Genomic DNA, 6,321 nt, shown 5'->3' on the forward strand with positions numbered 1-6,321 from the left:
GGCTCAAGGTGATCGTCCAGTGTCAGGCGACGGGATGACCACCCAGCTACCTTGGTGGCGTGGTGAGACCCGCCACCGCGGGGAAAATCGCTGGACCGTGATCCGTACACTGGGTCTCGTGGACGTCCAGTTGGAGTAGCTCCGGGCCGCCTGTCCGGCAGGCCCGTCGATGCCACCCGTCCACCCCCGCCATCCGGGAGTTCTCTTGATCACGGCCACCGGCCTCGAACTGCGCGCCGGGTCGCGCATTCTGCTTTCCGACACCACCCTGCGCATCCAGCCGGGCGATCGCATCGGCCTGGTCGGGCGCAACGGCGCCGGCAAGACCACCACCCTGAAGGTCCTCGCGGGCGAGGGCGAGCCCTATGCGGGCGAGGTGCGCCGCGGCAGCGAGCTCGGCTACCTGCCCCAGGACCCGCGCGAAGGTGACCTCTCCGTCACGGCCAAGGACCGCGTCCTGTCCGCCCGCGGCCTCGACACCCTGCTGCGCGACATGGAGAAGGCACAGACCGCCATGTCCGAGCTGGTCGACGACGCCGAGCGGGACAAGGCGATCCGCCGCTACGGCCGCCTCGAGGAGCGCTTCGCCTCCCTGGGCGGGTACGCGGCCGAGAGCGAGGCCGCCCGCATCTGCGCCAACCTCGGCCTGGCCGACCGCGTCCTCGCCCAGCCGCTGCGCACCCTCAGCGGTGGCCAGCGCCGCCGCGTCGAGCTGGCCCGCATCCTGTTCGCCGCCTCCGACGTGGGGGCCTCCGGCCGCTCCGACACCATCCTGCTGCTCGACGAGCCGACCAACCACCTCGACGCCGACTCGATCAACTGGCTGCGCGGCTTCCTCAAGGGCCACGAGGGCGGTCTCGTGGTGATCAGCCACGACGTCGAACTGCTGGCCGAGGTCGTCAACAAGGTCTGGTTCCTCGACGCCACCCGCGGCGAGCTGGACAACTACAACATGACCTGGAACCGCTACCTGGAAGCGCGCGCGACCGACGAGAAGCGCCGCCGCCGGGAGCGGGCCAACGCGGAGAAGAAGGCCGCCGCCCTGCAGGCACAGGCCGCGAAGCTCGGCGCGAAGGCCACGAAGGCCGTCGCGGCGAAGAACATGGCCCGCCGCGCCGAGCAGATGCTCGCGAGCCTGGACGACCAGCGCCAGGCCGACAAGGTCGCGCACATCAAGTTCCCGGCCCCGGCCCCGTGCGGGCGCACCCCGCTCACCGCCGACGGACTGTCCAAATCGTACGGCTCGCTGGAGATCTTCACCGGCGTCGACCTCGCGATCGACCGCGGCACCAAGGTCGTCGTGCTCGGCCTCAACGGCGCGGGCAAGACCACCCTGCTGCGCCTGCTCGGCGGCATGGAGAAACCCGACACCGGCAGCGTCGTGGCCGGCCACGGGCTGCGCCTCGGCTACTACGCGCAGGAACACGAGACGCTCGACCACGACGCCAGCGTGTGGGAGAACATCCGCCACCTCGCCCCCGACACCGGCGCGCAGGAGCTGCGGAACCTGCTGGGCTCGTTCCTGTTCACCGGTGAGCAACTCGACCAGCCCGCGGGCACCCTTTCCGGTGGTGAGAAGACCCGGCTCGCGCTCGCGGGCCTGGTGTCCAGCGCCGCCAACGTGCTGCTGCTCGACGAGCCGACCAACAACCTCGACCCGGCCAGCCGCGAACAGGTCCTCAACGCCCTGCGCAGCTACACCGGCGCCGTCGTGCTGGTCACCCACGACCCGGGCGCGGTCGAGGCGCTGGAGCCCGAGCGCGTGATCCTGTTGCCCGACGGCACGGAGGATCACTGGTCGGATGATTACTTGGAACTCGTCCAGTTGGCATGACGTAAACAAAGGCTGGATTGCTTAGTTGGACTAGGCAACAACCTTGAATGGCGCAATTTTTCCGCCATTGGGCAGGTTTTTCGCCCGTCGTCTGGCAAATTCCCGGTTCGTGTTCGATCATTGCGTGACGAGGCCCACTGTGGCCTGCCAACGCGATCTGGTGGAAGGCGGAACGACGTGGCTGACCTGAAGAAGGGCGCGCGGATCACCGGCAGTACGCGTGACAAGCTGGCCGCTGACCTGAAGAAGAAATACGAGAAGGGTGCCAGCATTCGAGCCCTGGCCGAGTCGACCGGACGCTCGTACGGCTTTGTGCACCGCGTGCTTTCCGAATCCGGTGTGCAGTTGCGCGGACGCGGCGGGGCGACGCGCGCTAAGAAGAAGTAGGCCGGGCACCTCCGGCCTCGGCGCGGCGGAAGCACAACATCGCACCGAGGAGCACGGACGGGTACACCAGGTACCCGAAGCGCGTCGCGGGCGTCAGGAGCGTGAACGCTCCCAGCCCGACGGCGATGCGCCACAACGCGTCCGACCCCGCGACGGGCGGACGCCGCAGCAACCAGACGAGGATCGCGGCAGCGGCGCCCGCGAGCAGGACGAACGCGGCCACTTTCCCGGCCGGTCCGGTACTGGCGATGAGATAGCCCGGCAGCGGGCTCGCCGCCGGTGACGTCACCTGGCCCAGGCCGGCCGGGAACCGGATCACGTGCTCCACGAACGCCCGCGGGTTCACCAGGAACACCGGGATGTTGAGCACCGCGCACGCGACCACCGTCGTGGTGAGGAAGCGCGCCAGGGCCCTGCCGCCCAGGCGGGCGAAGACGAGCACGGCCAGCACCACCGCGGCCGGTGCGACGATGAGCTTCGCGCTGATCACCAGCGCGAGGACGATCGCGCTCGCCACCGGGCGGTCCCTGGCCGCGAGCGCGGCCGCGACGAGCATGAGACCGACGATCGCCAGGTCCGGCCCGGCGACCGCCCAGGTCAGCGCGGTGAGCGGGCACGCCATCGCGAACTGCGCCGCGCGCACCGGAACCCGCGGCGTCCGGGACAGCCGGATCGTCAGCCACGCGCACACGCACGCGGTCAGGGCGAACACCAGCCGCGCGTCGGTGAGCGCGTCGGCCACCGGGCTCCCGCCGAACAGGGCGCGGGGCAGGCCGAACACGGCCATGACCGGGCCGTAGGGCGTGTAGTCGTTGACCTCCGGGGCCCGGGTGAGCGCCTCCACGTCCACGTACGGCGTGCCGTTGTCCAGCAGCAGGCTCGCCGACCGCTCGATCACCCACACCTCGGGCTGGGCGCTCCAGGAGAACGGTGTGTTCAGCCAGTCGGTGCCGGTGAGCCGCCGGACCACCAGGACCGCCAGCGGCAGCAGCATCGACAGCACGCCGATGCCGGCGATCCCCACCCAGCGGGAGCGCAGCAACCCGCCCTGGCGGCCGGTGGCGATCAGCCAGCCGGTGTGGGCAGCGGCGAATCCGTAGCCGAACGCGGCGCACGAACCCCAGATGCGGAAGCCGTAGAACTCGTTGGTGAGGGCCAGTGCGATGGCGTAGACGGTGCAGACGACGTAGAAGACCAGGTCGACGGTCAGCGGGTGCGCGGCGAGCAGAGCCCGCCAGCGGTCGAGGGCGGCGGCGGGGACCGGCGTGCGCACTTCGGTGCGCTCAGTGGTCATCGCGGGCCGCCGGGTGGTCTCGCACCGGTTTCGTCCCTCCCCATGGGCAAAGGTTACCGAGGGCGGAATCGCGGGCAACGCCCGGGAAGCTTTTGGTGACCTGCCGCGTTGACCTCTGCGTCTTCGGGGTAGACATCAAGTAATGTCGAACTTTTAGGGTGGGCGGCGTGGACAACACCTGGTCGTTGATGAGTTCGGCGATGCGCGCGGCGAACACGCCGAAGGGCCTCGCGCCCGGAACCGTGCGGCGGGTCGCGCGCTTCGCCCGCCCGTACTGGCGCAGCCTGCTGGTGTTCCTGGCGCTGACCGTGGTGTCGGCGGTGATCGCGGTGAGCACGCCGGTGCTGGCCGGCAAGGTCGTCGACACGATCGTCGGCGGCAAGGACGCCGGCCTGGTCGTCCTGCTGGCCGTCGTCGTGGCCGGGCTGGCGATCGCCGACGCCGGGTTCGGGCTCGTCGAACGCTGGCTGTCCGCCCGCATCGGCGAGGGCCTGATCTACGACCTGCGCCGCGCGGTGTTCGAGCACGTGCAGCGCATGCCGATCGCGTTCTTCACCCGCACCCGCACCGGCGCGCTGGTCAGCCGCCTGAACAACGACGTGATCGGCGCGCAGCGCACGTTCACCGCGACCCTGTCCGGCCTGGTCACCAACGTGATCCAGCTGGTGCTCTCGCTCGCGGTCATGGTCACCCTGTCCTGGCAGGTGACGCTGCTGGCGCTGGTGCTGCTGCCGGTGTTCGTGCTCCCCGCGCGCCGCATCGGCCGCCGGATGGCCGACCTGCAGCGCGAGTCGGCCCAGCTCAACGCCGGGATGACCACCCAGATGACCGAGCGGTTCTCCGCGCCCGGCGCGACGCTGGTCAAGCTGTTCGGGCGGCCGAAGCGGGAGGTCGAGGACTTCGGCGCCCGCGCGGGACGCGTCCGTGACATCGGCGTGCGGACCGCGATGCTGACCCGCTGGTTCATGACCAGCCTGACCCTGGTGTCGGCACTCGCGACGGCACTGGTCTACGGCCTCGGCGGCTGGCTGGCGATCCGCGGGCAGCTCGCCCCGGGCACCGTCGTCGCCCTCGCGCTGCTGCTGACCAGGCTCTACAGCCCGCTGACCGCGCTGGCCAACGTGCGCGTGGACGTGATGACCGCGCTGGTGTCGTTCGAGCGGGTCTTCGAGGTGCTCGACCTCGACCCGATGATCACCGAGAAGCCGGACGCCCGCACCGTGCCGGAGGGCGGCGTCTCGGTCGAGTTCGACGACGTCCGCTTCGCCTACCCGGCCGCCGACAAGTACTCGCTCGCCTCGCTGGAGGAGGTATCCACACTGGACACCCGTGGCGGTGAGGAGGTCCTGCACGGGATCAGCTTCCGCGCCGAACCGGGGCAGATGGTCGCGCTGGTCGGCTCGTCCGGTGCGGGCAAGTCGACGATCGCGTCGCTGCTGCCGCGCCTCTACGACGTCGATTCCGGCGCCATCCGGCTGTCCGATGTGGACGTCCGTGACCTGGCGTTCGCCTCGATCCGGGACACCGTCGGCGTGGTCACCCAGGACGGGCACCTGTTCCACGACACCATCCGCGCCAACCTGGAGTACGCGCGGCCGGGTGTGGCGGAGGAGGAGATCTGGGACGCGCTGGGCCGGGCGCGGCTCGCCGAGCTGGTCCGCAGCCTGCCCGACGGGCTGGACACGCTGGTGGGGGAGCGCGGCTACCGGCTCTCCGGCGGCGAACGGCAGCGGCTGACCATCGCGCGGCTGCTGCTGGCGCACCCGCGGGTGATCGTGCTGGACGAGGCGACCGCGCACCTGGACTCGGAGTCCGAGGCGGCGGTCAGCGAAGCCCTGTCGCACGCGCTGGAAGGCCGGACCGCGCTGGTCATCGCGCACCGGTTGTCCACCGTGCGGGCGGCCGACCAGATCCTGGTGGTCGAGGCCGGGCGCATCGTCGAACGCGGCACCCACGAGGAGCTGCTCGCCGCGAACGGCCGCTACGCCGACCTCTACCACACCCAGTTCGCCGAGGAGCCCGCTGCCGCCTAACGGAGGGCGGGCACCCGCGGGCGGTAGTGGTCCAGCAGCGCGGCGTTGGCCGCGTCGCCGCCCTCGACGTTCGAGCTGCGCCACAACGGCACCTCGACGCCCTCCCGCCGGGCGGCGTCAAAGACGTGCGCCAGCACCTCGTTCCACAGGAAGACGTTGAGCAGCGAGGACAGCGCCACCGTGCGCGGGTCGTCGGCGGGGAAGGCGGCGTCGCCGGGGCGGACGCCGGTGTCGAGCACGACGTCGGCCTGCTCCAGCAGCGTGCTGTGCGAGCGGCGCGGCGCCGCCTCGACCGACGCCCGCGAGGTCACCGCCACCACCGGCGCACCCGCCGCGCGGGCGGCCTCGGCCAGCTCGACGGGGTAGGGGTTGACGCCGGAGTTGGAGAACACGAACACCACGTCGTCCGGTCCGGGCGCGCGCTCGGCCAGCACCTCCGCGGCCAGGCCGGACCGCCGCTCGGCCGCCGTGCTGGCCGCGGCGCCGTGCAGCGGCAGCAGGTCCGGGTGGTACAGCGGGTACACGCAGGCCAGGCCGCCCGCGCGGTAGAAGGTCTCGGCGACCGACGCCAGCGAGTGCCCGGCGCCTGCGGTGAACACCAGCGCGTCCGCCCGCACCGCGCCCAGCACCAGCGCGGCGGCCCGCTCGATCTCCCTGCCGTTGCGTTCGCCGGCCTGCTGCAGCGCGCCGGCGACCAGATCGTTGATCATGCGCCCGACCCTAGATGAGTAAGTCCTAACCCTGGGTGGTGTGTGGAGATGGGTGAAGGGTGT

The 6,321-nt window shown here is 71.2% G+C and carries 5 protein-coding genes; 3 read left to right on the forward strand and 2 right to left on the reverse strand.

What is annotated here, in order from left to right:
- The first annotated feature begins 205 nt into the window (after positions 1–205).
- Both L2C96_RS43770 and L2C96_RS43775 read left to right on the forward strand, forming a co-directional pair.
- Entirely contained in the window at positions 206–1,834 is a 1,629-nt protein-coding gene (locus L2C96_RS43770; protein WP_020421251.1) for an ABC-F family ATP-binding cassette domain-containing protein, read from the forward strand.
- A 177-nt stretch (positions 1,835–2,011) separates the two neighbouring features.
- Positions 2,012–2,221, forward strand: coding sequence for a helix-turn-helix domain-containing protein (locus tag L2C96_RS43775; protein ID WP_017982988.1), 210 nt, complete (start codon positions 2,012–2,014; stop codon positions 2,219–2,221).
- On the opposite strand, the gene L2C96_RS43780 is transcribed toward L2C96_RS43775, so the two are convergent.
- On the reverse strand, positions 2,208–3,515 hold the full coding sequence (locus L2C96_RS43780; RefSeq protein ID WP_237340279.1) for a glycosyltransferase 87 family protein: 1,308 nt from the start codon (positions 3,513–3,515) through the stop codon (positions 2,208–2,210). The two genes, L2C96_RS43775 and L2C96_RS43780, sit on opposite strands and share 14 nt — an antisense overlap.
- Before the next feature lie 167 nt (positions 3,516–3,682).
- Here L2C96_RS43780 and L2C96_RS43785 point away from each other — a divergent pair, with 167 nt between their 5' ends.
- Positions 3,683–5,548, forward strand: a complete 1,866-nt coding sequence (locus tag L2C96_RS43785; RefSeq protein WP_237340280.1) for an ABC transporter ATP-binding protein — start codon at positions 3,683–3,685, stop codon at positions 5,546–5,548.
- Here L2C96_RS43785 and L2C96_RS43790 read toward each other — a convergent pair.
- Positions 5,545–6,258, reverse strand: a complete 714-nt coding sequence (locus L2C96_RS43790; protein ID WP_237340281.1) for a sugar isomerase domain-containing protein — start codon at positions 6,256–6,258, stop codon at positions 5,545–5,547. The two genes, L2C96_RS43785 and L2C96_RS43790, sit on opposite strands and share 4 nt — an antisense overlap.
- Positions 6,259–6,321 lie beyond the last annotated feature (63 nt).

This window comes from Amycolatopsis tucumanensis (assembly GCF_021654135.1).
Taxonomy (GTDB): Bacteria; Actinomycetota; Actinomycetes; order Mycobacteriales; family Pseudonocardiaceae; genus Amycolatopsis_E; species Amycolatopsis_E tucumanensis.

What these genes read in the sequence shown, in the direction of transcription:
- L2C96_RS43780 (WP_237340279.1), bottom strand. Translation starts at nt 3,515, where the DNA reads ATGACCACTGAGCGCACCGAAGTGCGCACGCCGGTCCCCGCCGCCGCC.
- L2C96_RS43790 (WP_237340281.1), bottom strand. Translation starts at nt 6,258, where the DNA reads ATGATCAACGATCTGGTCGCCGGCGCGCTGCAGCAGGCCGGCGAACGC.